Annotated in this window: 22 protein-coding genes and 1 pseudogene; 15 read left to right on the top strand and 8 right to left on the bottom strand. The window is 59.3% G+C overall.

Going from position 1 to position 22,335, the window contains the following annotated elements:
- Nucleotides 1–834 (top strand): 3'(2'),5'-bisphosphate nucleotidase CysQ, encoded by an 834-nt coding sequence (gene cysQ / locus KCG87_RS05715; protein ID WP_210556958.1) that lies wholly within the window; start codon nt 1–3, stop codon nt 832–834.
- Between the two features lie 207 nt (nt 835–1,041).
- Here cysQ and KCG87_RS05710 read toward each other — a convergent pair whose 3' ends face one another.
- The 4 genes from KCG87_RS05710 to rfbC are packed head-to-tail and all read right to left on the bottom strand — an operon-like array spanning nt 1,042 to nt 5,272.
- The gene (locus KCG87_RS05710; RefSeq protein WP_210556830.1) at nt 1,042–1,497 is read right to left on the bottom strand and encodes a YiiD C-terminal domain-containing protein; all 456 of its coding nucleotides are present in this window, start codon (nt 1,495–1,497) and stop codon (nt 1,042–1,044) included.
- Entirely contained in the window at nt 1,494–2,879 is a 1,386-nt protein-coding gene (locus tag KCG87_RS05705) for a sigma-54 dependent transcriptional regulator (RefSeq protein WP_103368290.1), read from the bottom strand. Before KCG87_RS05705 ends, KCG87_RS05710 begins: the two co-directional genes overlap by 4 nt.
- A complete protein-coding gene (locus tag KCG87_RS05700) occupies nt 2,876–4,684 on the bottom strand; it encodes an ATP-binding protein (RefSeq protein ID WP_027611227.1) in 1,809 nt (602 codons plus the stop codon). The genes KCG87_RS05705 and KCG87_RS05700 overlap by 4 nt, the downstream gene beginning before the upstream one ends.
- 42 nt (nt 4,685–4,726) lie before the next feature.
- Nucleotides 4,727–5,272 carry a dTDP-4-dehydrorhamnose 3,5-epimerase gene (rfbC, locus tag KCG87_RS05695; RefSeq protein WP_027611228.1) on the bottom strand — a complete coding sequence of 182 codons (546 nt, stop codon included), beginning with the start codon at nt 5,270–5,272 and terminating at the stop codon, nt 4,727–4,729.
- 146 nt (nt 5,273–5,418) lie between these two features.
- Between rfbC and KCG87_RS05690 the strand changes: the two genes are divergently transcribed.
- The 3 genes from KCG87_RS05690 (at nt 5,419) to KCG87_RS05680 (ending at nt 10,144) form a co-directional block, all read left to right on the top strand.
- The gene (locus KCG87_RS05690) at nt 5,419–8,331 is read left to right on the top strand and encodes an aminotransferase (protein ID WP_210556829.1); all 2,913 of its coding nucleotides are present in this window, start codon (nt 5,419–5,421) and stop codon (nt 8,329–8,331) included.
- A gap of 248 nt (nt 8,332–8,579) precedes the next feature.
- Nucleotides 8,580–9,686 carry an agmatine deiminase gene (gene aguA / locus KCG87_RS05685; RefSeq protein WP_139053592.1) on the top strand — a complete coding sequence of 369 codons (1,107 nt, stop codon included), beginning with the start codon at nt 8,580–8,582 and terminating at the stop codon, nt 9,684–9,686.
- 245 nt (nt 9,687–9,931) lie between these two features.
- Nucleotides 9,932–10,144: a hypothetical protein gene (locus tag KCG87_RS05680; RefSeq protein WP_210556828.1), complete on the top strand. Its 213-nt coding sequence runs from the start codon at nt 9,932–9,934 to the stop codon at nt 10,142–10,144.
- 189 nt (nt 10,145–10,333) lie between these two features.
- On the opposite strand, the gene KCG87_RS05675 is transcribed toward KCG87_RS05680, so the two are convergent.
- Nucleotides 10,334–12,427 (bottom strand): TonB-dependent siderophore receptor, encoded by a 2,094-nt coding sequence (locus tag KCG87_RS05675; RefSeq protein WP_210556827.1) that lies wholly within the window; start codon nt 12,425–12,427, stop codon nt 10,334–10,336.
- 256 nt (nt 12,428–12,683) lie between these two features.
- Between KCG87_RS05675 and KCG87_RS05670 the strand changes: the two genes are divergently transcribed.
- The 6 genes from KCG87_RS05670 (at nt 12,684) to KCG87_RS05645 (ending at nt 17,379) form a co-directional block, all read left to right on the top strand.
- A complete protein-coding gene (locus KCG87_RS05670) occupies nt 12,684–13,352 on the top strand; it encodes a DsbA family protein (RefSeq protein ID WP_210556825.1) in 669 nt (222 codons plus the stop codon).
- 296 nt (nt 13,353–13,648) lie between these two features.
- Nucleotides 13,649–14,935 (top strand): OprD family porin, encoded by a 1,287-nt coding sequence (locus KCG87_RS05665; RefSeq protein ID WP_210556823.1) that lies wholly within the window; start codon nt 13,649–13,651, stop codon nt 14,933–14,935.
- 231 nt (nt 14,936–15,166) lie between these two features.
- Complete coding sequence (locus KCG87_RS05660; RefSeq protein ID WP_003220699.1) at nt 15,167–15,913, top strand: 2OG-Fe dioxygenase family protein; 747 nt, start codon at nt 15,167–15,169, stop codon at nt 15,911–15,913.
- A 79-nt stretch (nt 15,914–15,992) separates the two neighbouring features.
- Nucleotides 15,993–16,370, top strand: coding sequence for a GNAT family N-acetyltransferase (locus KCG87_RS05655; protein WP_003220700.1), 378 nt, complete (start codon nt 15,993–15,995; stop codon nt 16,368–16,370).
- Complete coding sequence (locus KCG87_RS05650) at nt 16,367–17,083, top strand: AzlC family ABC transporter permease (RefSeq protein ID WP_003220701.1); 717 nt, start codon at nt 16,367–16,369, stop codon at nt 17,081–17,083. The genes KCG87_RS05655 and KCG87_RS05650 overlap by 4 nt, the downstream gene beginning before the upstream one ends.
- Nucleotides 17,062–17,379 carry an AzlD domain-containing protein gene (locus KCG87_RS05645; RefSeq protein ID WP_003220702.1) on the top strand — a complete coding sequence of 106 codons (318 nt, stop codon included), beginning with the start codon at nt 17,062–17,064 and terminating at the stop codon, nt 17,377–17,379. Before KCG87_RS05650 ends, KCG87_RS05645 begins: the two co-directional genes overlap by 22 nt.
- On the opposite strand, the gene KCG87_RS05640 is transcribed toward KCG87_RS05645, so the two are convergent.
- Complete coding sequence (locus KCG87_RS05640; RefSeq protein WP_007961685.1) at nt 17,296–18,222, bottom strand: LysR family transcriptional regulator; 927 nt, start codon at nt 18,220–18,222, stop codon at nt 17,296–17,298. The genes KCG87_RS05645 and KCG87_RS05640 overlap by 84 nt on opposite strands.
- A gap of 740 nt (nt 18,223–18,962) precedes the next feature.
- Between KCG87_RS05640 and KCG87_RS05635 the strand changes: the two genes are divergently transcribed.
- Entirely contained in the window at nt 18,963–19,373 is a 411-nt protein-coding gene (locus tag KCG87_RS05635) for an MbcA/ParS/Xre antitoxin family protein (protein ID WP_210556822.1), read from the top strand.
- A complete protein-coding gene (locus tag KCG87_RS05630) occupies nt 19,370–20,050 on the top strand; it encodes an RES family NAD+ phosphorylase (protein WP_135294757.1) in 681 nt (226 codons plus the stop codon). Before KCG87_RS05635 ends, KCG87_RS05630 begins: the two co-directional genes overlap by 4 nt.
- A gap of 50 nt (nt 20,051–20,100) precedes the next feature.
- Here KCG87_RS05630 and KCG87_RS05625 read toward each other — a convergent pair whose 3' ends face one another.
- On the bottom strand, nt 20,101–20,376 hold the full coding sequence (locus KCG87_RS05625; RefSeq protein ID WP_115985254.1) for a DUF3077 domain-containing protein: 276 nt from the start codon (nt 20,374–20,376) through the stop codon (nt 20,101–20,103).
- 468 nt (nt 20,377–20,844) lie between these two features.
- Here KCG87_RS05625 and KCG87_RS05620 point away from each other — a divergent pair, with 468 nt between their 5' ends.
- The 3 genes and pseudogenes from KCG87_RS05620 to KCG87_RS27425 form a co-directional block, all read left to right on the top strand.
- Nucleotides 20,845–21,027, top strand: coding sequence for a type II toxin-antitoxin system HicA family toxin (locus KCG87_RS05620; RefSeq protein ID WP_041071532.1), 183 nt, complete (start codon nt 20,845–20,847; stop codon nt 21,025–21,027).
- 30 nt (nt 21,028–21,057) lie between these two features.
- On the top strand, nt 21,058–21,483 hold the full coding sequence (locus KCG87_RS05615) for a type II toxin-antitoxin system HicB family antitoxin (protein WP_139053587.1): 426 nt from the start codon (nt 21,058–21,060) through the stop codon (nt 21,481–21,483).
- Nucleotides 21,484–21,531: 48 nt separating this feature from the next.
- Nucleotides 21,532–21,687, top strand: a pseudogene (locus tag KCG87_RS27425) (transcriptional regulator); the annotation flags it as partial.
- 92 nt (nt 21,688–21,779) lie between these two features.
- Here the strand turns inward: KCG87_RS27425 and KCG87_RS05610 are convergent.
- Nucleotides 21,780–22,019, bottom strand: a complete 240-nt coding sequence (locus tag KCG87_RS05610) for a hypothetical protein (RefSeq protein WP_095137947.1) — start codon at nt 22,017–22,019, stop codon at nt 21,780–21,782.
- Nucleotides 22,020–22,335: the final 316 nt, after the last annotated feature.

Genomic DNA, 22,335 nt, shown 5'->3' with positions numbered 1-22,335 from the left:
ATGTCGATGAAGTTTTCCCATCCGTTGATGGCGCCGGTGGTTGAGCTGGCGTTGCAGGCTGGCGAGGCGATTCTGCCGTTCTGGCGCTCTGGCGTGGAGGTCACCGCCAAGTCCGATGATTCACCGGTGACCGCAGCGGACATGGCCGCGCACCATGTCATCGTCGCCGGGCTGACCGCGCTGGACTCCAGTATTCCGATTCTGTCCGAGGAAGACGCCAACATTGCGCAGAGCGTGCGTGCCGGGTGGCAGCGCTGGTGGCTGGTGGATCCGCTGGATGGCACCAAGGAGTTCATCAGCGGCAGTGAAGAATTTACCGTGAACATCGCCCTCATCGAAAACGGGCGGGTGGTGTTTGGCGTGGTGACGATGCCGACCAATGGCCGCTTCTATGTCGGCGGTGCCGGTCTCGGCGCGTGGCGTGGGGACAAAGGTGGTTCGCCGGTGGCGATTCAGGTGCGTGAGGTGCTCGCGCCCGGTGAGGCGTTCACTGTGGTGGCGAGCCGTCGGCACTCGAGTCCGGAGCAAGAGCGGCTGCTTGCCGGTCTGAGCGCCAGTTTGGGCGAGTTGCAACTGGCAAACATCGGCAGTTCGTTGAAGTTTTGTCTGTTGGCTGAAGGGGCGGCGGATTGTTATCCGCGATTGGCGCCAACGTCGCAATGGGACACCGCGGCGGCGCAGGGCGTGCTCGAAGGTGCTGGCGGCGAAGTGTTGGATCTGCAGGGCGAAGCGTTCTGTTATCCGGCGCGGGAATCGCTGCTCAATGAGTTCTTTCTGGCGTTGCCGGCGAAGGCGGCGTGGCGTTCAAGATTGCTGGAACTGGCTCGGGGGTAAGTGGGTGGATTCTCGATTCCCCTCACCCCAGCCCTCTCCCGGAGGGAGAGGGGGCCGATTGGGGGATGCTGGTGAGGTTCACCGACTTGAGCCAGTTCTACTGAATCCATAATCGCTGCCGATCTTTCAGGTCGATGCCTGACGCAAGACGCCTCGGTCAGTCCCTTCTCCCTCCGGGAGAGGGTTAGGGTGAGGGGCTGTTGACGTTCAGCGGTGCAGAACGTATTGCCCGCTGAACGTCACTGCATTCTCATCACTGCCGGCGTTGACGATTCGCGTATTGAGCGTCAACCGTGCGCGCCCATAACGCTGATACATCGCCAGAAACTTCTTCCAGACCGCCGCTTCCGGTGGCGGACAAATCGCTGTGGCATCATCGGTCACGGGCAGCGGATAACTGATCTGGCCTTCCTGAATCACGATGTGCCCGTCGTCGATGCCTTCTTCCTTCAGGCGCAAATGCAGCCAGCCCCAGCCCGCCAGCACCGCGCCGCAGTAGAGACTGCCGCCGAACATGGTGCTCTTGTGATTGACGTTCGGCTCCAGCGGCAGGTGCAGGCTCAACTGCTGCTCGTGCCAGGCGAGGACCTTGAGGCCCATCTCGCGGGTCAGGGGAATGTCGTGATGCAGCACCGATTCCAGATAGTGACTGTCGCGGCTCATTCGGCTTCGTCTCCATGGGCGTTACTGTCGGCGAAATTCAAGCCGTGCTTGCGCAGTTTGTCGTGCAGGGTCTTGCGCGGAATACCCAAGGCTTCGGCGAGGCTGCGCACCGAACTGTGCGAGCGCGCCAGCTCGGCGGCAATCAACGACTTCTCGAAGTTTTCCACTTGCTCGCTCAGGCCACCACTGATGACTTCCACGCTGGTGCCGCCGCTTTCGCTTCCACTGTTGTCCAGCGCCAGTTCCAGACCGAGGGCGAAACGCTCGGCAGCGTTCTGCAGTTCGCGCACGTTGCCCGGCCAGGTGTGGCGCAACAGCAAGGCGCGTTGCGCCGGCTGCAGTTCATGCGGTGGCAAGCCATGTCGGGCGCTGGCTTCGTCGGCGTAATGCTGGAACAGCACCAGCGCATCTTCGCCGCGTTCGCGCAGTGGCGGAATACGCAGCGGTGCGACGTTCAGGCGGTAATACAAATCGGCGCGAAAACGCCCTTGATCGGCAGCCTGACGCAGGTCTTCCTTGGTCGCGGCGATGACGCGGATGTCCAGCGGGATCAACTGATTGCCACCCAGACGTTCGACCACGCGCTCTTGCAGCATGCGCAGCAGTTTCACTTGCACGTCCATGCTCATGCTTTCGATTTCATCGAGGAACAGCGTGCCGCCGTTGGCGAATTCGAACTTGCCGATCCGGCGTTTCTGCGCGCCGGTGAACGCGCCCGGCTCATGCCCGAACAGCTCGCTTTCGACCACCGATTCGGCCAGTGCCCCGGCGTTGATCGCCACGAACGGGCCGTTGCGCCGGCTCGACAAATCGTGCAGCGCACGGGCCACGACTTCTTTGCCCGCGCCGGTTTCACCGAGGATCAGCACGTCCGCCTTGGTCGCCGCCAGCGCGCCGATCTGCTCGCGCAGGCGCAGCATCGGCGCCGAGTGGCCGACCAGTCGTGCGCTCAGTTCGTTGCGATCGCTCAGGGCCAGGCGCAGGCTGCGGTTGTCCAGCACCAGCCGGCGCAGAGCCAGGGCGCGGCGCACGCTGTCGAGCAGCGCGTCGCTGGCGAACGGTTTTTCCAGAAAGTCATAGGCGCCGGCACGCATCGCCTGCACCGCCAACGGCACGTCGCCGTGGCCGGTGATCAGCAGCACCGGCAGCTCCGGATCCTGAGCGTGCAATTCGCTCAACAGCTCCAGGCCGTCCATGCCCGGCATGCGGATGTCACTGACCACCACGCCGGGCCAGTCACGCTCTAGTTGCCCGGCCAGACCTTTGGCTTCGGACAGCGGAAGGATTTTCAGCCCGGCCAGGTCCAGGGTCTGGCCGAGGGCCTGACGCAGGTGCGGATCGTCGTCGATCAACACCACCTGAATGCGATTGTCGATGGTCATGCACTTCGATCCTCGGACGGTTGCAGGCTGACCCCAGGCGCGCCGGCGCGCAGCCGCAGGGTGATCAAGGCGCCGCCTTGCTTGTGGTTGGCGAACGACAGTTCACCGCCGAAGGCGCGCATCAGGGTTTCACAGATGGCCAGCCCCAGGCCAAGGCCCTGAGTGCGGGTCTTGGTGGTGTAGAAGGGCTCGCTGGCGCGGCCGAGGGCTTCCATGCAAAAGCCCGGGCCGTTGTCGCGAATGTACAGATTGACGCCCTCGGCCGTGGATTCGGCACTCAGCCACAGTTTGCGCGGCGGGCCTTTTTCGGTCAGCGCATCGAGGGCGTTGGCCAGCAGATTGCCGAGCACCTGACGCAAACGGGTTTCCCCGGCCTCGACCCACAGCGTGGCGGCGGGCAGGTCGCGGATCAGCTCGACTTCCATACTGCGGCGCCGTTTGGCCAGCAACGCCAGCGCATCGTCCAGCGCCGGTTGCAGAGCCACGCTTTCCGGGGCATGGCGGTCGCGGCGGGCGAAGGCACGCAGGTGAGCGATGATCGAGGCCATGCGCCCGGTCAGTTCGCTGATCAGTTTGAGGTTGCCACGGGCGTCGTCGGTGCGTTGATGATCGAGCAGCACTTCGGCGTTTTCCGCATAGCTGCGGATCGCCGCCAGCGGCTGATTGAGTTCGTGGCTGATACTCGCCGACATCGTACCCAGCGCCGAGAGTTTGCCGGCCTGGACCAGATCGTCCTGGGCGCGCACCAGTTCCTGCTGGGCCTGTTCGCGCTCCAGCACTTCCTGCTTGAGTCGGCGGTTGAGGCCTTCCAGATCGCTGGTCCGCTCGGCCACCCGACCTTCCAGTTCACGCCGGGCCTTGGCTTCGAAGGCGATGCGTTCCAGGTAATGCCGGCGACGCTGCATCATCAGCCCCAGCAACAGCATCACCACCAACAGCGTGGCGCCGCCGATTGCGACCACGGTGCGCACCGGACGATCGATCAGCGTGCGCGGGGCAAGAATACTGACGCTCCAGCCGGTTTCGGCGATATCGACGGTTTGGGTCAGCCAGGCGCTGTCGCTGAGGTTCAGCGGACGTGGCTCGCGGGTCGGATAAGGCAGGATGGCGGTGATTGCCGAGCGCTCGGTGTCGCTCAAAATGCGGGTTGAACGAAAGCGCCATTCCGGGCGCGAGGTGAGAATCACCACGCCGTTGTGGTCGGTCACCAACAGTTGTTCCGGGGTTTTGCCCCACAGGCTTTCGGTGTGATCGAGGTCGACTTTGATCACCAGCACGCCGATGATTTTTTCGCCGTTGCGCACTGCGGCGGCGAAGAAATAACCGCGTTTGGCCGAAGTGGTGCCGAGGCCGAAGAAACGCCCCAGACGTCCGGCCATCGCTTCGCTGAAATACGGACGGAAAGCGAAATTGCGTCCGACGAAACTGTCGTGTTTGTCCCAGTTCGACGCCGCGAGAGTCTGGCCGCTGGTGTCCATCAGGTACATGACCTCGGCGCCGGTCTGTGCGGCGATGTTTTTCAGCAGGCGATTGGCGTTGCCCTGGGTGACACCGTCGTCCGGTGCACCGAGCACGGCGCGCAGGGCCGGCAGGTCGCCGAGGATCTGCGGCAACACTTCATAGCGGTGCAGGGTGCCCAGCAGGTTGGCGACGTAGAGGTCGAGGGTCTGGCGGTTTTGTCCGGCCAGTTCACTGCGGTAATAGCGCTCGGCCAGATGCTCCAGCGGCCACAGCAGCGGCGCCAGACACAGCGCCAGCAGGGCGAGGCTGCGCCAGCGGGGTCTGCGGGGAAGGGTAGGTTTCATGAGCCGGATGCGCCTGAGTGAACAGGCGCATTATGCCTAGGCTCAGGCGAAGACGTCAGCGTCCTTGAGCAAGGCACCGACCTGATCCTTGGCCGACAGCTTCGGCGCTTCGTCCAGTTGCCAGTCGATGCCCAAAGCAGGATCGTCCCAGCGAATGCTGCGTTCGGACGATGGATCGTAGTAGTTGGTGGTCTTGTAGAGGAATTCGGCGAATTCGCTCAGCACCACGAAACCATGGGCAAAGCCTTCCGGAACCCACAGTTGACGGTGGTTTTCAGCCGACAGTCGCACGGCAACCCACTTGCCGAAGTGCGGCGAGCTGCGACGGATGTCCACGGCTACATCGAGCACTTCGCCGGCGGTCACCCGAACCAGTTTGCCCTGGGTATTTTGCAACTGGTAATGCAGGCCGCGCAGCACGCCTTTCTGCGAGCGCGAATGGTTGTCTTGAACGAACCGGGTGTCGAGCCCCGTCGCATCCTGGAACGCCTTGGCGTTGAAACTCTCGTAGAAGAAGCCGCGCTCGTCACCAAATACCTTGGGTTCGATGATCAGAACACCGGGCAGATCGGTGGTGATTACATTCATGAGGTTTTTCCAGATAGGGGTGAATGGCCGACATTCTTGCGCAAAGTGCCGGCGGATGCGAGCGCTTGAATATCTCCGGTCGGGGGTTGCGCATCCACTGCAGCAATGGCGATATAGGCACCTAATAAAATCTCAGGGGTCGTCCCATGCCGCTCGCCACGTTGATTCATCGCGCCAGTTTGCCCAGCCCGCAGGTTTCTGAAGCGCAGGCACGGCAGTGGTTGGCCGAGCATTACGGGCTCAGCGGCACGCTACAGGCGCTGGGCAGTCAGCAGGACCTGAATTATCGGGTCGACAGTGAGCGTGGGCGCTTTGTCCTGAAAATCTGCCGCGGCGATTATGCACTTGTGGAGTTGCAGGCTCAGCATGCAGGCCTCAAGTACCTTGCCGAGTACTCGTCGGTGCACGTGCCCAAAGTGATCCCGGCCAGTAACGGCGAGGATCTGTTGTCGCTGGAAGCCGACGGCGAGCCGGTGCACGTGCGGTTGCTGGACTACATCGAAGGCCAGCCGCTGACCCATCTTGAGCATTTGGGCCATGACGTGGTGGCCGGATTCGGTCGGTTGTGTGGCGAGATGGACCTGGCCCTGGCCGGCTTCGATCACCCGGGCCTTCAGCGCACGCTGCAATGGGACGCCCGCCACGCCAGTGCGCTGATCAGCCATCTGCTGCCGGTGATTCAGGATGAGCGCCAGCGCGCCTTGATCGCGCAAGCCGCCGAACAGGCCGAACGTCGCTTGCAGCCGTTGCAGGACAAGCTGCCGGTGCAGGCGATCCACATGGACATCACCGACGATAACGCTGTCTGGCAACGCGATGCCAAGCGTCATTGGCAATTGCAAGGCGTGATCGACTTCGGTGATCTGGTGCGCACCTGGCGTATCACCGATCTGTCGGTGACGTGCGCGGCGCTGCTGCACCATGCCGGCGGTGATCCGTTTGTGATTCTGCCGGCGGTGCAGGCCTATCACGCGGTCAATCCGCTGCAACATGAAGAGCTGTTGGCGTTGTGGCCGTTGATCGTGGCGCGGGCGGCGGTGCTGGTGCTCAGTGGCGAGCAACAGGTCAGCATCGATCCGGGTAATACCTATAGTCGCGACAATCTTGGTCACGAATGGGAAATTTTCCACGTGGCGACTTCGGTGCCGCTGGCATTGATGGAAGCGGCGATCCTCACGTCTGTCGGCCAGTCTCTTCCAGCCATCGGCAGTGAAGGCTTCGCACCGCTGCTGCCGGAGTTGGTCGGGCGGGAATTTGCGCTGATCGACCTTGGTGTCCTGAGTCCGCATTTCGAGGCAGGCAACTGGGAGCAGGAGGGTATCGATCAACGACTGCTGACTGAAGCCGCTGCCACGCATGGGCTGGCAGCGAGTCGTTACGGGCAATACCGCTTGTCGCAGACGCGAGTGGACACAGCAGTGGAACCGGAGACGTTCCCGCTGCACGTTGAGTTGCGCGTGCCGCAGGGCTCGGCGGTGGAAGCGCCGTTTGCCGGTGTGCTGCATCACGCGGCGGATGGTGTGTTGCAACTCGACGGACCGCAGCTCAGCGTGCGGCTGAGGGGCGTGAGCGCCTCGCTGCACAGCGGCGCGGCGCTGGTCAAAGGTCAGGTGCTGGGTGCGGTCAGAGGTCCGTTGATTGTGCAGGTGAGCCGCGTTGCATCGCTGGATGCGCCGTTGTTCTGCAGCCCTTCGCGCGCTGCGGCGTGGCAGGCGTTGTGCCCGTCGCCGGCAGCACTGCTGGGGCTGTCCTGCGATGCCGAGCCGGAGCTGGATGCGAAAACCTTGCTCGAACGGCGCGACGCCAGTTTCGCCCGCACGCAAAAACATTATTACGTCGACCCGCCGCGCATCGAACGTGGCTGGCGCAATCACCTGATCGACATGCATGGCCGTTCCTATCTCGACATGCTCAACAACGTTGCAGTGCTCGGCCATGGTCATCCGCGCATGGCCCAGGTGGCGGCGCGACAGTGGTCGCTGCTCAACACCAACTCGCGCTTCAACTATGCAGCCGTGGCGCAGTTCTCCGAACGCTTGCTGAAGCTGGCGCCGGAAGGCATGGATCGGGTGTTTCTGGTCAACAGTGGCAGCGAGGCCAACGACCTGGCGATCCGTCTGGCGTGGGCCTACAGCGGCGGGCGCGACATGCTCAGCGTGCTGGAGGCCTATCACGGCTGGACGGTCGGGGCCGATGCGGTGTCGACCTCGGTTGCCGACAACCCGCGCGCGCTGGAAAGCCGCCCGGACTGGGTGCACCCGGTGACCGCGCCGAATACCTACCGTGGCGAGTTTCGCGGCCTCGATTCGGCGCCGGACTATGTGCGCAGCGTCGAAGCGCAACTGGCGCATATCGCCGCGCAGGAGCGCCAATTGGCCGGTTTCATCTGTGAACCGGTGTACGGCAACGCCGGCGGAATTTCCCTGCCGCCCGGTTATCTGAAGCAGGTTTACGCATTGGTGCGGGCCCAGGGCGGGGTGTGCATCGCCGACGAAGTCCAGGTCGGTTACGGGCGCATGGGTCACTTTTTCTGGGGCTTCGAAGAGCAGGGCGTGGTGCCGGACATCATCACCATGGCCAAGGGCATGGGCAACGGCCAGCCGCTCGGCGCCGTTATTACGCGTCGGGAAATCGCCGAGGCGCTGGAAGCTGAAGGCTATTTCTTCTCGTCGGCCGGCGGCAGTCCGGTGAGCTGCCAGGTCGGTATGGCGGTGCTGGATGTGATGGAAGAAGAAAAGCTCTGGGAAAACGCCCAGGTGGTTGGCGGGCATTTCAAGACGCGGCTGGAGGCATTGATCGATAAACACCCGCTGGTGGGCGCGGTGCATGGTTCCGGCTTCTATCTGGGGGTAGAGCTGATCCGCAACCGCGAGACGCTGGAGCCGGCCACCGAGGAGACCACGTTGTTGTGCGATCGCCTGCGCGAGCTGGGAATCTTCATGCAACCGACCGGGGATGACCTGAACATTCTCAAGATCAAACCGCCGATGGTCACCTCGCGCCGCAGCGTGGACTTCTTTGTCGACATGCTGGATCGCGTGCTTGAGGAAGGTCTGTAAACGCTGCTTTTGTGGGAGCGGGCTTGCTCGCGAATGCGGTTTTTCATTCAAAGGTGATATCGACGGATGTGCCGCCTTCGCGAGCAAGCCCGCTCCCACATGGGTTCAGTGATAATTCGATTTGTATCGGTATTTAACTGTTTTTTTTAGACTGGCGTCATTTTAAAGCATTTAAAATACGATATTTATCGGTTATAAAGTCGCCATCGCTTTGTAACCCTTCGACGGTTCCCTGGAGTCCTGATCCGATGACCACTTTGAAAAGTACCCCGCGTGACGATGGCTTCTACATGCCGGCCGAGTGGGCGCCGCAGACCCAGACCTGGATGATCTGGCCTGAGCGTCCGGACAACTGGCGCCTGGGTGGCAAGCCGGCGCAGGCCGCGCACGTTGCAGTGGCCAAGGCCATCGCCCGTTTTGAACCGGTGACGGTTGCCGTGTCGGCCGGTCAGTACGAGAACGCACGCGCACGTCTAGACGTGCCGAATATCCGCGTGGTCGAGATGTCCAGCGATGATGCCTGGGTACGTGATACCGGCCCGACGTTCGTCATCAACAAAAGCGGCGAAGTGCGCGGTGTGAACTGGGATTTCAACTCCTGGGGTGGTTTTGAAGGCGGTCTGTATTCGCCGTGGAACCGTGATTCGCAGGTCGGTGGCAAGATTCTCGAAATCGAGCGCAGCCCGCGTTATCGCACCGAAGGTTTTGTGCTTGAAGGCGGTTCGATTCACGTCGACGGCGAAGGCACGCTGATCACTACTGAAGAGTGCCTGCTCAATCACAACCGCAACCCGCACCTGGGCCGCGAAGAGATCGAAGCGGTGCTGCGCGACAATCTGTCTGTGGATAAGATCATCTGGCTGCCGGATGGTCTGTTCAACGACGAAACCGACGGTCATGTGGATAACTTCTGCTGCTACGTGCGCCCGGGCGAAGTGCTGCTGGCGTGGACCGACGATCCGCAGGATCCGAACTACCCGCGCTGCCAGGCCGCAATGAACGTGCTGCAAAGCAGCACCGACGCCAAGGGGCGCCCGTTCACGGTGCACAAGATGCCGATTCCGGGGCCGCTGTACGCGACCGAAGAGGAGTGCGCCGGTGTCGATCCGGTCGACGGTACGCAGGAGCGCAACCCTTCCGTGCGCCTGGCCGGTTCCTACGTGAATTTCCTGATCGTCAACGGCGGCATCATCGCGCCGAGCTTCGACGATCCGATGGACGCGCCTGCGCGGGAAATCCTGCAGAAGCTGTTCCCGCAACACGAAGTGGTGATGGTGCCGGGCCGTGAACTGTTACTGGGCGGCGGCAATATCCACTGCCTTACCCAACAACAGCCAGCCCCGCACAAAGAGTGAGTTGAGACGTAACAGCTTGAGTTGATTCATAAATCGGCCAGGCAAAGATTAGCTTGCTACACATTCAAACAAGCCCGCGGCCCTGTTGGACCGCGGGCTTGTTTGTATCCGCCTGTCGACAAATCGGAAACCTTGGCATAGCTCTTGTATCGGACAAAGTGCACTAGGGAGAGGGGGGAACTTCAACAGTTCTGTCATATACCTTGGATAACGTAGCCGCTCACGAACGGGGAGAGAGCGCTGAAATGAACGCCGAAGTGAACGTAGTCAGCGAGCGGACTTTGCATCCCATGGCCGTCAACGGCGAATCGCTCCAGATTGTCGCGCACTTTTTGAAGTCCAATGGAACGCGTCAGATCAGGGAACCTGATCCGCGCCGGATGATGATCGAGCGCTACCCCGCTGGCCTGTTCAGCGATGCCGAACTGGAAGCGTTATGGGCTGTGATGGAAGGATAAGAAAAACAACAGGGATTGGTAAAAGCGCTGCCGGGATGGCGGCGCTTTTTTATGCACGACACAAAAACCATTGCGAACATTGAACCTGTGGGAGGGGGCTTGCTCCCGAATGCAATCAGTCAGTGACGATGGTGTTGCCTGACATGACGCCTTCGGGAGCAAGCCCCCTCCCACAGGATTTGTGTGCATTCAGAAACTGTAGGTACCGGTCATCACCACACTGCGCGGTGCGCCTGGCTGGATCTGATATTGGCTGGTGGCCGAGGCGTAATACTCGTGGTCGGTGATGTTGTTCAGTGCCGCGCGCAAGTCCCAGTCCTTGAAACGGTAGCCGACCAGCGCATCCCAGCGGCCGTAACCCGGTAGCACGGTGGTGTTGGCGTTGTCGGCATAACGCTGGCCGACCACGGTCAGACCGGTTTCGCCGTACCAGCCCATCTCCGGTTTCCAGGTCAGGAACAGGCTGCCGTTGTGTTTGGCCACGTTGTTGACGCGTTTGCCTTCCAGGCCGTTGTTATCCTTCTCGATGGTGGTGTCTTGCACGCCGACGCCACCGCGCATGTACCAGTTGCCGACCAGTTTGCCGGTAGCGGTCAACTCGATACCGCGCGAACGCTGAAGACCGGTCATGACGGTCAGGGTCGGATCGTTCGGGTCGCTGGTACGGCGGTTGTAGAGTTCCAGGTCGTAGACCGCCAGCGTGGTGCTCAAGCGATCATCCAGCCAGTCGCTTTTCACGCCGATTTCTTTCTGTTTGGTCAGCTCCGGACTCAAGTCGTTGCTATTGCCGGCAGCCCCCGGGGTGATGCCGATCAGGCCGCCGCCAACGGGCGAGAAGGTCTTCGACCACGAGGCATAGAACGAATGATTCTGCAGTGGCGTCCAGACAATCCCAAAGCGCGGGCTGGTGCTGTGGCTGTCACGATCCTCAGTGAGGTTCTTGAGCTGGTTGGTCGACTCGATATCGAACGTGTCGTAGCGCAAGCCGGCCAGAAGTTGCCATTGATCGTTCAGACGCAACTGATCCTGCACGTACACCGCGCGGCCTTCGACTTCGGTGTGGCTGTCGCTGAACACCTGCATGCTGCCGGTGTGACGGAGCTCGCGGTTGGGGTTGAACAGGTCAAGGGAAGGCACCGACTGCGCGCCCGGGGTCCTGCCGGTCGCGGCGTTGTACAACTTCGGATCGCGGCGCTGGCTGCCGATCTCGACGCCGGTCAGCAGGCGATGCTCAAGGCCAAAGGTATCGAAACCACCTTCCAGTTCGAGGTTGTTGTAGACGTTGCGGGTGGTCAGATCCTGCTGCCAGTGCTGGCGCGCAACCTTGTTGGTTTTCGGGTCGAAGCTGGTCAGGTAGGTGTTGTCGAAATCGCTGTCGAGCTTGAACACGCCGAGGGTCTGGCGCAGCTGCCAGTTGTCGTTGATCTCGTAGGTGAGTTTCGAGCGCAGGGACTGCGCCTTGTCGTCGATGAAATCGTGATCGTTGCCGTAGGTGGTGTCGCGACCGACATCCGCCGGGCGGCCATTCACACCGGGAATGCCGCGATCCGGGGTGCGGTTGTAGCGGCTGTATTCGTATTGCACCAGCCAGTTCAAGTCTGGGGTCAGTTGCCAGCTCATCGACGGCGCGAACAGCTGGCGGTTGCCGCTGACGCCGTCGCGGAAGCTGTTTTCATCCATGTTGCCCATGTTCAGGCGCAGGCTGAGGTTTTCGCTGGGGTCGGTGCTGAGGTCGGCGTACAGGCTGCGCAGGTCGTCGCTGCCGCCTTGGGCCTCGATGGTCGAACGACGACCGAACTCGGGCAGCTTGCTCACGCGGTTGACGATCCCGCCCTGGCTGCCACGGCCGTAAAGTACCGCCGCCGGACCTTTGAGCACTTCGACCCGCTCGATGTTGTGCAGGTCGCGCTTGTACTGGCTGTCGTCGCGAATGCCGTCCAGATAGAAGTCGTTGCTGGCGTCGAAGCCGCGGATACGCAGACTGTCGAAGCGCGTGTCGGCGCTGCTGCTGACGTTGGGAATGCCGCTCAGGGCGTCACCGATGTCATTGGTGCCGTAGTCGGCGACGTTCGTGGTCTTGATCGAGTCGATGGCCTGCGGCACGTAACGCACCGGGGTGGAGGTGCGAGTCGCGGTGTTGCTGATCTTGACGCGCGGGTCCTCGGCTTGTTCTTCGGCGCTGATCGCGGTGGCGGGCAGTTCGGTGGCGGAGTAAGCAAAACCGCTGGACAGAAAGGCAGACAATCCAAGGGTGACAGGCGTGAGGCGGAACGGGGCAGGCATGGAAAAGCGCATCCGAAAGGGTAAGGAAATTCAAACGCGCGAATGGTAATGCTTTGCATTTGCTCCCGTAATTTATTCCTGAGAAGTTCCCCTGTCAGATTGTTTCAATTTATGTCGATTTGGATACATCCTGACCGGTCGATCCATTCGACCGATTCTCGAAACAGTCTGAGAGCCATTCCGGCGTTTTTCCCCAACACGCGTAGGAATAGTCTGCCGGCATCGAATATTTCTACTTTGTTGCCGGAGTTCTCCCATGATCCTTCACTACATCTACGACCCATTGTGCGGCTGGTGCTACGGCGCCAAACCGCTGGTGCAAGCGGCGCAGCAAGTACTGCCGGTCGTCGCCCATGCGGGCGGAATGATGAGCGGCGCGAATCGCCAGCAAGTTTCGCCGCAACTGCGCGATTACGTCATGCCCCACGACCGGCGCATTGCCGAATACACCGGACAACCCTTTGGCGAAGCGTATTTCGAAGGTCTGCTGCGTGATCACTCGGCGGTCTTCGATTCGACGCCGCCGATTGCGGCGGTGATGGCGGCAGAGTCCATCGACGGTCGCGGTTTGCAGATGCTCGGACGTTTGCAGACGGCGCATTACGTGGAAGGACGGCGGATTGCCGATGAATCCGTACTGTTCGAACTCGCCCGTGAGTTGGGCTACACCCGTGACATCTTCGCGGCTGCGTTTAAATCCGTTGATACGACAGCGCATGTAAAAGCCAGCCGAGAACTCTTGGCACAACTGGGTGGCCAGGGATTTCCGACATTGGCGCTGGAGCGGGACGGGCAATTCACCTTGATCGACATCAGCCCCTGGCTTGGCAAACCGCAGGCCTTCGCCGACTGGTTGGGGCAAGCGGTTGTCACTGTTGAGTCGGGGCAATCCCCCGCGCAATGCGGTCTCGACGGTTGCGCTTAATCGCACTGGATTCACTGGCTGAGCGCATTTCCGAGCAATACGCTATCGCAAAATTTACGATTCTTAGACGATTTTTACCTATTTAAAGACGATTCTTGAAATTGACACATTATTGAGGGCGCGGCTACGATTCGGCCCAACGCCTGTGGCCAACCGCCATGACTCAAAAATAATAAAAGGGCCCGACACGGTTTTGCCGTGGGCGGGTCTTTTTGTTTCGGGGTGAAAAAAGAGTGCAATAGCGCCGTTTCAGCCGTTCGACACAGCGCGTTTCAACCCGTAATAAGGAAAACAAAATGTTGAACAAGCGAATCAGTCTGATCGCACTGGGGATGTTGAGTGCCACTTCGGCAATGGCTGACGGCCAGGCCGAATCCAAGGGTTTTGTAGAAGACAGCAGCCTCAAAGTGCTGCTGCGCAATGCCTATATCAATCGTGATTACAAAGATGGTAACGAAGATAAAGCCGAGTGGGGCCAGGCGGCCATCGGTACGTTCTCTTCCGGCTTCACCCAAGGCACCGTGGGTGTGGGTGTCGATGCTTTCGGTCTTTACGCACTGCGTCTGGATGGCGGCAAGGGCCGCAGCGGCGCCGGTGGTATCGACTTCTTCAAACAGGGTGACAGCGGCAATGCGGCTGACGACCTGTCCAAGGGTGGCGCTGCGGTCAAATTCCGCGTGTCCAACACCGTGCTGACCTACGGCGACCAGATGCCGGCCCTGCCGGTGCTGAACTACGACAACTCGCGTCTGCTGCCGGAAAGCTACACCGGTACCTTGATCACCTCCAAAGAGATCAAAGGCCTGCAACTGGACGCCGGTCGTTTCACCGCCGAATCGCGTAAAAGCGCTGAAGGCCGTGACAGCGGTGGTCTGAAGTCGATCAACGTGTTGGGCGGTAGCTACCAGTTCACCGAACAGTTCAAGGCGGCGTTGTACGCTTCCGACGTTGAAGACGTCATGAAGAAGCAGTACGTGAACGCCAACTACGTGTTCCCGATCGACAAGGATCAGTCCCTGACCCTGGACTTCAACGGCTATCGCACCAAGCTCGACAAGTCCTATGCCGACATCAAGAACACCGGCGGCCAGGACAACAAGATCTGGAGCCTGGCGGCCACATTCGCCACCGGCCCGCACTCGTTCACCGTGGCGCACCAGCGCAGTACCGGTGACAGCAACCTGGGTTATCCGTACGGCGGTTATCAGAACGATGGTCGTCGTCAGGGCGACGGTGGCAACACCATTTACCTGGCCAACTCGTACTGGTCGGACTTCAACGCTGAAGACGAGCGCAGCTGGCAACTGGGCTACGGCCTGGACTTCGGTGCCTTTGGCGTACCTGGCCTGAGCTACAACTTTGCTTACGTGCGTGGCGACAACATCACCACCGACACCAGCAGTGGCGGCACCGAGCGTGAGATCTTCAACCAGGTCAAATACGTCGTGCAAAGCGGTTCGGCGAAAGACCTTAGCGTGAAACTGCGCAGCTCGATTCTGCGCGTGTCGCAGAAATCCGCCGACTACAACAGCAGCGGCAACGAAGTGCGTGTGTTCGTGGACTACCCGATCAACATCTTCTGATGAACGATCCGGTGTAAGAAACATGAGAAAACCCCGACTGGCTCGGGGTTTTTTTTCGACGTCTTTTTCGCAAAAACCGTAAAAAACCCGTGTTTTTGTCACGTAAAAGTTGTTTTGAAGCGTCTTCAAGTACCGTTTCAAGCAGGGCTTTAAATGCCTGAAATTCTTTCTCATGGACGCAAATTCTCCACCTAATAGATTAGGCCGCTCAACGCAGCGGAGAATTTGGTAATGATCGTTTTGAACAGAGAAGTGGGCGAATCGCTACGGCGCGACAAATATGTCAACGTCCAGGGTGGTGACTTCAATCTCTACGGTCATTTTGCCGACTTCGTCAGACTGACCAAAAGTTGGGAAAACATGGAGCCAGACAGTTATTACGGTCAGGCCGAAGCCGGCATGCGTTACCGTCGTTACAGCGACTTCGAGTACAACCCGAAAACACGTGAATTGAAGCAACTCGAGCATCGCGCGTACGTGCAGTCGAAAGAGAACAACGCCTACGTGGGCGGTGTTGTGCGGCACTTTCAGGACTTCTCTGATGAAGTGATCACTTCGCCGGTAATGCGCAGCCTGATCGACACCGATTTTGAAGTGTACAAAAGCGTGTTGCCGGAAGAATTGCACGATGAGATTTGGCAGTGCCAGATTCATCAGATCCGCATCGAGATCAAACCCGGCAAGCAACTGGAAATCACCCCGGAAGGGATTCACTGCGACGGCTATCCGTTCAGTGGTGTGCACTTCTGGGGGCGCAACAACGTCGAGGGCGCGGAAAGCCGTTTGTACGATGTTCACGAGCATCAACTGGCGTCGACCACCTACAAGGAAATCCTCGACACCACGTACTTCCTTGATCGCGACATGCGCCATTACGTGACTCCGGCGCGCAACACCCACACGCATGCCATGGCGTACCGGCAGATTCTGGCGATTTCCTTCTCGCGGCCCGGGACCGCTTTCGACATTGTTCGCTAATCAGATCACCCCAATCGATGGCGTCGAGTGCTCGACGCCGGTGGTGCTGCGACGCGCCACCGCCAAGGACGCGCAGCGCATGGAGCGCTTCTTCCGGCAGTTCGACGAAGTGTCGTTCTGCGAATGGCAGGACGCCAAATGCCTGCGCGGTGTATTGATCCAGAAGACCACCACGGCCTATCTGGCCTTCGACGTCGAAGGCGAAATCGTCGGTGCGGTGCTCGGCGGCATGCTCGGTAGTCGCGGCACCATCAACCACTTGGCGGTCAGCCCACGCTATCGCAGTCAGGGCGTCGGCCAGCGGTTGGTGGAAGCGGCGTCATCCGACATGAAACGGGTCGGTGTATTACGGATGTTTCTGTTCGTCGACGATGCTAACCTCGCGGGCAAGCGATTCTGGACTGCCCAGGGTTTTTGCGAACCCCACGGCGAGCGGACATTTGAGAGGGATCTATGAATGAAACGTCCGGCAGTGCGCCGCTGATGGCTGCTCATCAGCCATCGCGCACGTTTGCCGAAGCCAGCCCGGTGGTGGCCGGTTACTTCACGGTGTCGTTCGTGTTCGGGCTGATGGCGGTCAACGCCGGGCTGCCGATGTGGCTGCCGGTGGCGATGTGCTTGTTCGTCTACGCCGGCGCTTCGCAATTCGCCGCACTGGCGCTGATCTCCAGCGGCGCTTCGCTGACCACCATCGTGCTGACCACCTTCCTGATCAATGCGCGGCACATGCTGATGTCGGTGTACATGGCCAAGGCCTTGCGCGCATTGGGGCTCAGCCGCATGGAGCGCTGGGCTTACGCCGGTGGCCTGACCGACGAGTCCTTCGCGTTCCACAGCGTCAAACTGGGCACCGGCGCGCCGGTCAACATTCGTTACCTGATCGGCTTCAACCTGTTCTGCCACACCTCTTGGGTGCTGGGCGGATTGTTGGGCGCTGTCTGCGCGCAATATGCATCGCACCTGATCAAATATCAGCTCGACTACGCACTGACCGCGATGATGCTCTACGTGCTGGTGTCGCTGTGCAACACCCGCAACAAACTCATCGCCGCAGCAGCTGCCGTCGCCTGCATGGGCGCGCTGAGCCTGGTCGGTACTTCGCCGTTCAACGTTTTCATCGCCACGTTCGTGGGCTGCGGAGTGGGTGTATGCCTGACCAAACGTTCCTGATTCTGGTGGTCGCGCTGATGATGGCCGTGACCTTCCTGCCACGCGCGCTGCCGCTGCAAGTCAACACCGAGCACTGGCCGCCGTTCGTTGCGCGGGCGCTGGAATACCTGCCGGTGGCGATCGTCGCTGCGATCAGCCTGACACCCTTGTTGATCAAGGATCAGCACCTACAGCTCGATCGCCCGGAATTTTATGCAGCCATTCCGACGTTGTTATGTGCGTATTTCAGCAAAAACCTCTTTCTCAGTGTGGCGGTTGGGACGGCTGCGTACATTGCGCTCGGCTCGTTCATGTAGCGGCAGATCGACCACGTCATTCAGGGCCTGCCCCGACAGGTTCGGGTTGTTCACCGCCAGACGCACTTCGAGGAAATCCTCGAATCCGGGGAAAATCGTCAGGCCGTTCTTTTGCGCGGCCTCACGAGACACCATGCCCACCGCGTCCATCTGCGTGATCAGCGACAGGGTCAGGGTTTCGCTGCAGGAATAGACCATGCGTTGACCGTTCTCGTGATTGCCCAGTCCGGCGTCGAGAAAACGCAGGAAACTGTGGGAATACGGACAATCTTCCGCAGGACGCACCTGAAACTTGTTGCCCAGCAACGTCAGTGGATCGTTTTCCTGCCCGCAATGGGCACCGACCACCTGCACCTGCACATCCGGCAAAACAATGCTCGGCAAACCCGGCCGCTGCGGGCCGATCAGCACCGCGAGGTCAAAGTCCTCATTCTTCAGCTTGCTGAGGTTTTCCATCGACTCGGCGTAGCTGAATTCCATCTGGTAATCGGGAAACACCTCAATCAGGCGTCCGATCATTCGCCGGTTGAAGTCAGACGACAACGTGTTGTTCAACGCAACCTTCAATGTGCGCTGGCCGGGTACCTTGAGCGCCTCGACCTTTTCTTCCATCTGTCGCGTGGCAATCAGCACTTTGTCCATGTAGGGCGTCAGCTCCGTGCCTTGCGGCGTCAGCGTCAGCCCTTTGTTGGAACGTCGAAACAAGCGGAAACCGAACTGCTCTTCGACCTTGTTCAACTGCGCGGCCAAGGCCTGCACGGTCAGGCACGAATGCTCGGCTGCGGCCGACAACGAGCCGGTCTGCACGATGCGCATGAGGTTGCGTAAGGTTCTGCTATCCATGGGTAATGCCCTCTGAAGTGGGCTGGGTATTGTTGTTTACGAGACTGCCGATCCGGCGTCATATGCCGGCTATATTCCAGCACCTGAGCATAGTTGTCGCGGGTTTAGTAGCGAATTGATGTCCCCGCCGATGGCTGGAAGCTGACACAGGATCGGGATTTTTGATGACGTGGGGGTGATTGGGGTCAAGAAAAGTGCGTGGTTTTGGTGCGCAGGGAGGGTTTTTCGAGGAGAAACGGCTTATGGCTCCTGTAATTTCCCCGGCGAGATATGCGCATATTTTTCAGCTTTGAGCGCGAGTGCCCTTAGCATCAGGGATGCTTTCCAATTTCGTCTTCACCAGTTTGTTGCGACTCTAGAGCCGCCATTCACGGGGCGCTGAAGAGCGTCCGCATGTGAATGCACATAGGCAAAGTTCGCCAGCACTTCGACTAGGCAAGCGAAATGCTCAAATAAACCAGGCAATAAAAAACCGACATTGCTGTCGGCTTTTTGCTCCCTTGAACAAGGGTAGAGGTCTCACCCGAGCGCTGATCTTCAGGTCATCAACGGGGTTCCTAACGCCGACTATCGCCACCTGATGGCAGTCGGTTTCGCGCTCTTGAGGCAGATCCTCTGCCACGGAACATTAACGTGTCAACTTGGAAATTCTTAGGCGTTTATTCGTATGCGAATAATTTCATGTAAAAAATTCATATGTGTACTACGCTCATCTTGCGGACCCGCTTAGAAGGACGACCATGCCTACCTCATCCCCAACCCTCACTCCGCGTGAACAACTCGACGTCCCCGAGGCCGGGCGCGTCGCGCTGAAGTTTTTCTTCAATCTCATGGAGCGCTGGGGTTGCAACGCCGAACAGCAGCGCACTTTGCTGGGCGGCGTCGGCAACACCACGTTCTACAAGTACAAACACCTGCCGCCGAATATTCGCCTGCCGCACGACACGCTGGAGCGCATCTCGTATCTGATGGGCATTCACAAGGCCTTGAGCATCATCTTCAGCAACAGTCGCGAGCGTGCTTATACGTGGGTCAGCAGCCCAAACACGGCTGCGCCATTCAATGGTCGAACGGCGCTGGATTACATGCTCGCGGGGAGGGTGGTCGATATCGCCGACGTGCGCCGCTACCTCGACGGGGTGCGCGGTTGAAGGCCCCGCCCCTGGCTGAGCCGCAATGGCCGAAGGCCTACCGGATCGTCAACAGCAGCTTCCCGCCGATTGCGCTGTTCGAAGACGTACTCGACCCCGAAGACCTGGAAATCGCCTACGCGCTGGAAGCACTGACCAACGATCGCCTGATCGAGCAGGCCGGCGTCCTCGCCCGCGTGCGTCCAGAAGACCGACTCTCCGGCCCCGGTTCAACCCCGGTGATGGCGGCGTTCACCCACATCGGCAAAAGCAGCCGCTTCACCGATGGCACCTTCGGCGTCTACTACGCCGCCAGCAGCCAGGCTGCGGCTATCGCCGAGACTTGTTATCACCAGGAACGTTTCCTCGCGGCCACCAACGAGGCGGATCTTGAGTTGACCATGCGCACTTACGTCAATCGTGTGGTTAAGCCGCTGCATGATGTTCGTGATGACTTTCCCGATTTGCATCAACCCGATCCAGACGCCTATGGCCCATCCCAGGCGTTTGCCCGACAACTGCGTGAGTCTGAATCGTGGGGGATGCTCTACAGCAGCGTTCGCCTGCCGGGCCACGAATGTGTCGCCGCTTTCCGGCCGCCAGCGGTGTCGATTCCGAAGCAGGGCAAACATCTGCGTTATGTGTGGAGTGCGAGTCAACGCAGGATTTCGTTTGTGTTTGAGATCAGTCAGGTTTGAAACACAAGAAGCCCTCGCGGTATGCGAGGGCTTTCTTTTGGCGGTTTACGTCAATGGCTTGCTGTTGGCGCATCCAGAACTTTCACCACATCGTCAATCAGCGCCTTGCTCAACTCCTGCAGATACTGCGAGGCGTAAGCGTGAAGGTCAGGATCGCGAGAAACTGTGGAATCTGCAGTCAGTAACTTGGAAATGTGAAGCAAGTGTGAGGCGTGCGAGAGGGCGGCCATCACTGGAACACCACGATTGGTGCGGAACAGCGCTTGATTGGCCTGGAAGGAAAAGTGCGTAAGGCCTGGTGTTTTCAAATCGAGGTAGTCGGTCATTTCGCTTCACCTGCCGTACGTAAGGCGTGGTGTGAGGTGACCGGTGTGGCAGCGCGGCGGATTACGGATGGATCGATGGCATTCATTTGTGAACTCCCTGTATCAAATGAGAGCTGCCAATTCGTTATCAGGCGAATGGGTGGCAGCTATGCGCGGGCTGATAAACCGGAGATACAGGAACCCGGCAGACCCGAAGATCTCCCACGCACAGCCGCCATTGCACGGTAATGCAGACAAAAAAATGCGCCGGCAAACGTGAATTGGGGCGCTGGTGCGCCTGTATCTTACTCGGGTTATCAGGCCCGGTCGCTGAATTGGCAGCGACGGGTTTGACGGTAGCTTGCGGAGGACGGGTGCGCAATCGTGGCCAGGTGGTGGCCGTTGCCATCTCTGTGTAGTGCAACACTTATGTTGCGCTCGCAGCAAATATGTTGCACATTCGCTTCACCGAAACGGCGAGTGATGCGCATGAAGTACAGCGAGTTTCGGCGATGGTTGAAAGCCCAAGGCGTTGAGTTTCAAACCGGCAAGGGAAGTCACTTCAAGGTTTCCTTGAATGGCAAATCAACTGTGTTTCCCGACCATGGAGCCAAGGAAATGGGCGAAGGGTTGAGAAAATCGATAATCAAGCAGCTGGGCCTCAAGGATTGAGACCCGGCTGTACCCATCTGAGGAAGTGTGATGTTCGAATATGCGTTGGAAGTTCACGAAGAGCCGGGCAGTGTCTGGCTGACCTGCGCAGAAATTCCTGAGATGCACGCCGTTGGCGACACCCTTGAGCAAGCGTTGGACACCGCCATTGATGCAATCGAGACGGCGCTCTCGATATACGTTGATGATCGCCGGTTGATTCCGACCGGGCAGGCAGGAGAACAGGCAAGTGGCGTCGTATTGCGTCTGCCTGCGCTGACTGCAGCAAAGGTTGCTCTGTGGAATACGCTTTTGGAGTCAGGTTTAAGCAAGGCCGAGTTGGCACGTCGTCTCGGCGTACAACGGCCCCAGGTCGATCGCTTGGTAGATTTTCTGCATCACTCCAAAATCGAGAATGTTGAGCGTGCGTTGCAGCAACTTGGAAGGCGGATTTCGCTTTCGGTTCAAGCTGCATAAGTTCAGCAAGCGAGCGTTGGAGAAAATAGCTGAAGGCGAAGAAAAGGCATGGCAAATGAGCTAGAGCGATTTCAGACGGACTTGATGGAGTCTGTACGACAGATGAAGGCTGGAAAGGCCTCGCGCGTAACGCTGCTGCCGCTCTCGGCGGCCACTGAAGAGCAAAGGAAGGCCGGGGTTTCTCAAAGCGTTTTCGCCAACCTAAGCTCCGTAGTGACACGAGCAAAATAAGGTGGGGAAAAATAGAGTCAGACCACAGTCTCAGCTCAAAAAGTGGCCTGTCCCTTATTTCCTACTTATTTCCCTGCTTTGGTCTGTTCAGGGAGGAAGTTGGCTCGTGCCTCGTCTTGACTGCGCAACCAGCGTTCGGCGTCCTCAAAGGTGTTCATGCAGGTTCTGCCATAAGCCGACAAGGCCAGTATGCTGCGTTGGGTGAGTTGAATATCAGATGTGCACAGATCGATGAATAACGAGAGCGCGTTTCCGGCCTCCTCAAATGCTTCGCGGATTTCCAAGGCTTTTTTGCATGTAGACATCAGTTGACTCCCTGTTCCATGTTGTCGGCGGCGAGTTTATGCGCAAAGCTCTGCGTCAAAATCAACTTCGCGTATCAACTTGTGACGGACCTTCAGCGCTCGCTTATTTGAATTTTGTCGGTGGGGGAGTTCGATATCTCAGCTGCTGGCGAGGTGCTGAATGGCGTGTCTGCAGATTGTTGGCTTTGCTCCATGGGGAGGCCTTTTGCGCTGATGAAGTCAGGCGGTCTTGTGTGGGTTGCCGCGATCTACAGCAAAGATCTTTTAGATAGGGTGAGCGCTCATAACCTCATGGTCAAAGTCATGAACACTCAGC

This window comes from Pseudomonas sp. MWU347 (assembly GCF_017947305.1).
Lineage (GTDB): Bacteria > Pseudomonadota > Gammaproteobacteria > Pseudomonadales > Pseudomonadaceae > Aquipseudomonas > Aquipseudomonas putida_A.
Note: the sequence above shows the minus strand (reverse complement) of the source record. Positions and strands in the feature narration are given on the sequence as shown.

What these genes read in the sequence shown, in the direction of transcription:
- cysQ (WP_210556958.1), top strand. Translation starts at nt 1, where the DNA reads ATGTCGATGAAGTTTTCCCATCCGTTGATGGCGCCGGTGGTTGAGCTG.
- KCG87_RS05710 (WP_210556830.1), bottom strand. Translation starts at nt 1,497, where the DNA reads ATGAGCCGCGACAGTCACTATCTGGAATCGGTGCTGCATCACGACATT.
- KCG87_RS05705 (WP_103368290.1), bottom strand. Translation starts at nt 2,879, where the DNA reads ATGACCATCGACAATCGCATTCAGGTGGTGTTGATCGACGACGATCCG.
- KCG87_RS05700 (WP_027611227.1), bottom strand. Translation starts at nt 4,684, where the DNA reads ATGAAACCTACCCTTCCCCGCAGACCCCGCTGGCGCAGCCTCGCCCTG.
- rfbC (WP_027611228.1), bottom strand. Translation starts at nt 5,272, where the DNA reads ATGAATGTAATCACCACCGATCTGCCCGGTGTTCTGATCATCGAACCC.
- KCG87_RS05690 (WP_210556829.1), top strand. Translation starts at nt 5,419, where the DNA reads ATGCCGCTCGCCACGTTGATTCATCGCGCCAGTTTGCCCAGCCCGCAG.
- aguA (WP_139053592.1), top strand. Translation starts at nt 8,580, where the DNA reads ATGACCACTTTGAAAAGTACCCCGCGTGACGATGGCTTCTACATGCCG.
- KCG87_RS05680 (WP_210556828.1), top strand. Translation starts at nt 9,932, where the DNA reads ATGAACGCCGAAGTGAACGTAGTCAGCGAGCGGACTTTGCATCCCATG.
- KCG87_RS05675 (WP_210556827.1), bottom strand. Translation starts at nt 12,427, where the DNA reads ATGCCTGCCCCGTTCCGCCTCACGCCTGTCACCCTTGGATTGTCTGCC.
- KCG87_RS05670 (WP_210556825.1), top strand. Translation starts at nt 12,684, where the DNA reads ATGATCCTTCACTACATCTACGACCCATTGTGCGGCTGGTGCTACGGC.
- KCG87_RS05665 (WP_210556823.1), top strand. Translation starts at nt 13,649, where the DNA reads ATGTTGAACAAGCGAATCAGTCTGATCGCACTGGGGATGTTGAGTGCC.
- KCG87_RS05660 (WP_003220699.1), top strand. Translation starts at nt 15,167, where the DNA reads ATGATCGTTTTGAACAGAGAAGTGGGCGAATCGCTACGGCGCGACAAA.
- KCG87_RS05655 (WP_003220700.1), top strand. Translation starts at nt 15,993, where the DNA reads ATGGAGCGCTTCTTCCGGCAGTTCGACGAAGTGTCGTTCTGCGAATGG.
- KCG87_RS05650 (WP_003220701.1), top strand. Translation starts at nt 16,367, where the DNA reads ATGAATGAAACGTCCGGCAGTGCGCCGCTGATGGCTGCTCATCAGCCA.
- KCG87_RS05645 (WP_003220702.1), top strand. Translation starts at nt 17,062, where the DNA reads ATGCCTGACCAAACGTTCCTGATTCTGGTGGTCGCGCTGATGATGGCC.
- KCG87_RS05640 (WP_007961685.1), bottom strand. Translation starts at nt 18,222, where the DNA reads ATGGATAGCAGAACCTTACGCAACCTCATGCGCATCGTGCAGACCGGC.
- KCG87_RS05635 (WP_210556822.1), top strand. Translation starts at nt 18,963, where the DNA reads ATGCCTACCTCATCCCCAACCCTCACTCCGCGTGAACAACTCGACGTC.
- KCG87_RS05625 (WP_115985254.1), bottom strand. Translation starts at nt 20,376, where the DNA reads ATGACCGACTACCTCGATTTGAAAACACCAGGCCTTACGCACTTTTCC.
- KCG87_RS05620 (WP_041071532.1), top strand. Translation starts at nt 20,845, where the DNA reads ATGAAGTACAGCGAGTTTCGGCGATGGTTGAAAGCCCAAGGCGTTGAG.
- KCG87_RS05615 (WP_139053587.1), top strand. Translation starts at nt 21,058, where the DNA reads ATGTTCGAATATGCGTTGGAAGTTCACGAAGAGCCGGGCAGTGTCTGG.
- KCG87_RS05610 (WP_095137947.1), bottom strand. Translation starts at nt 22,019, where the DNA reads ATGTCTACATGCAAAAAAGCCTTGGAAATCCGCGAAGCATTTGAGGAG.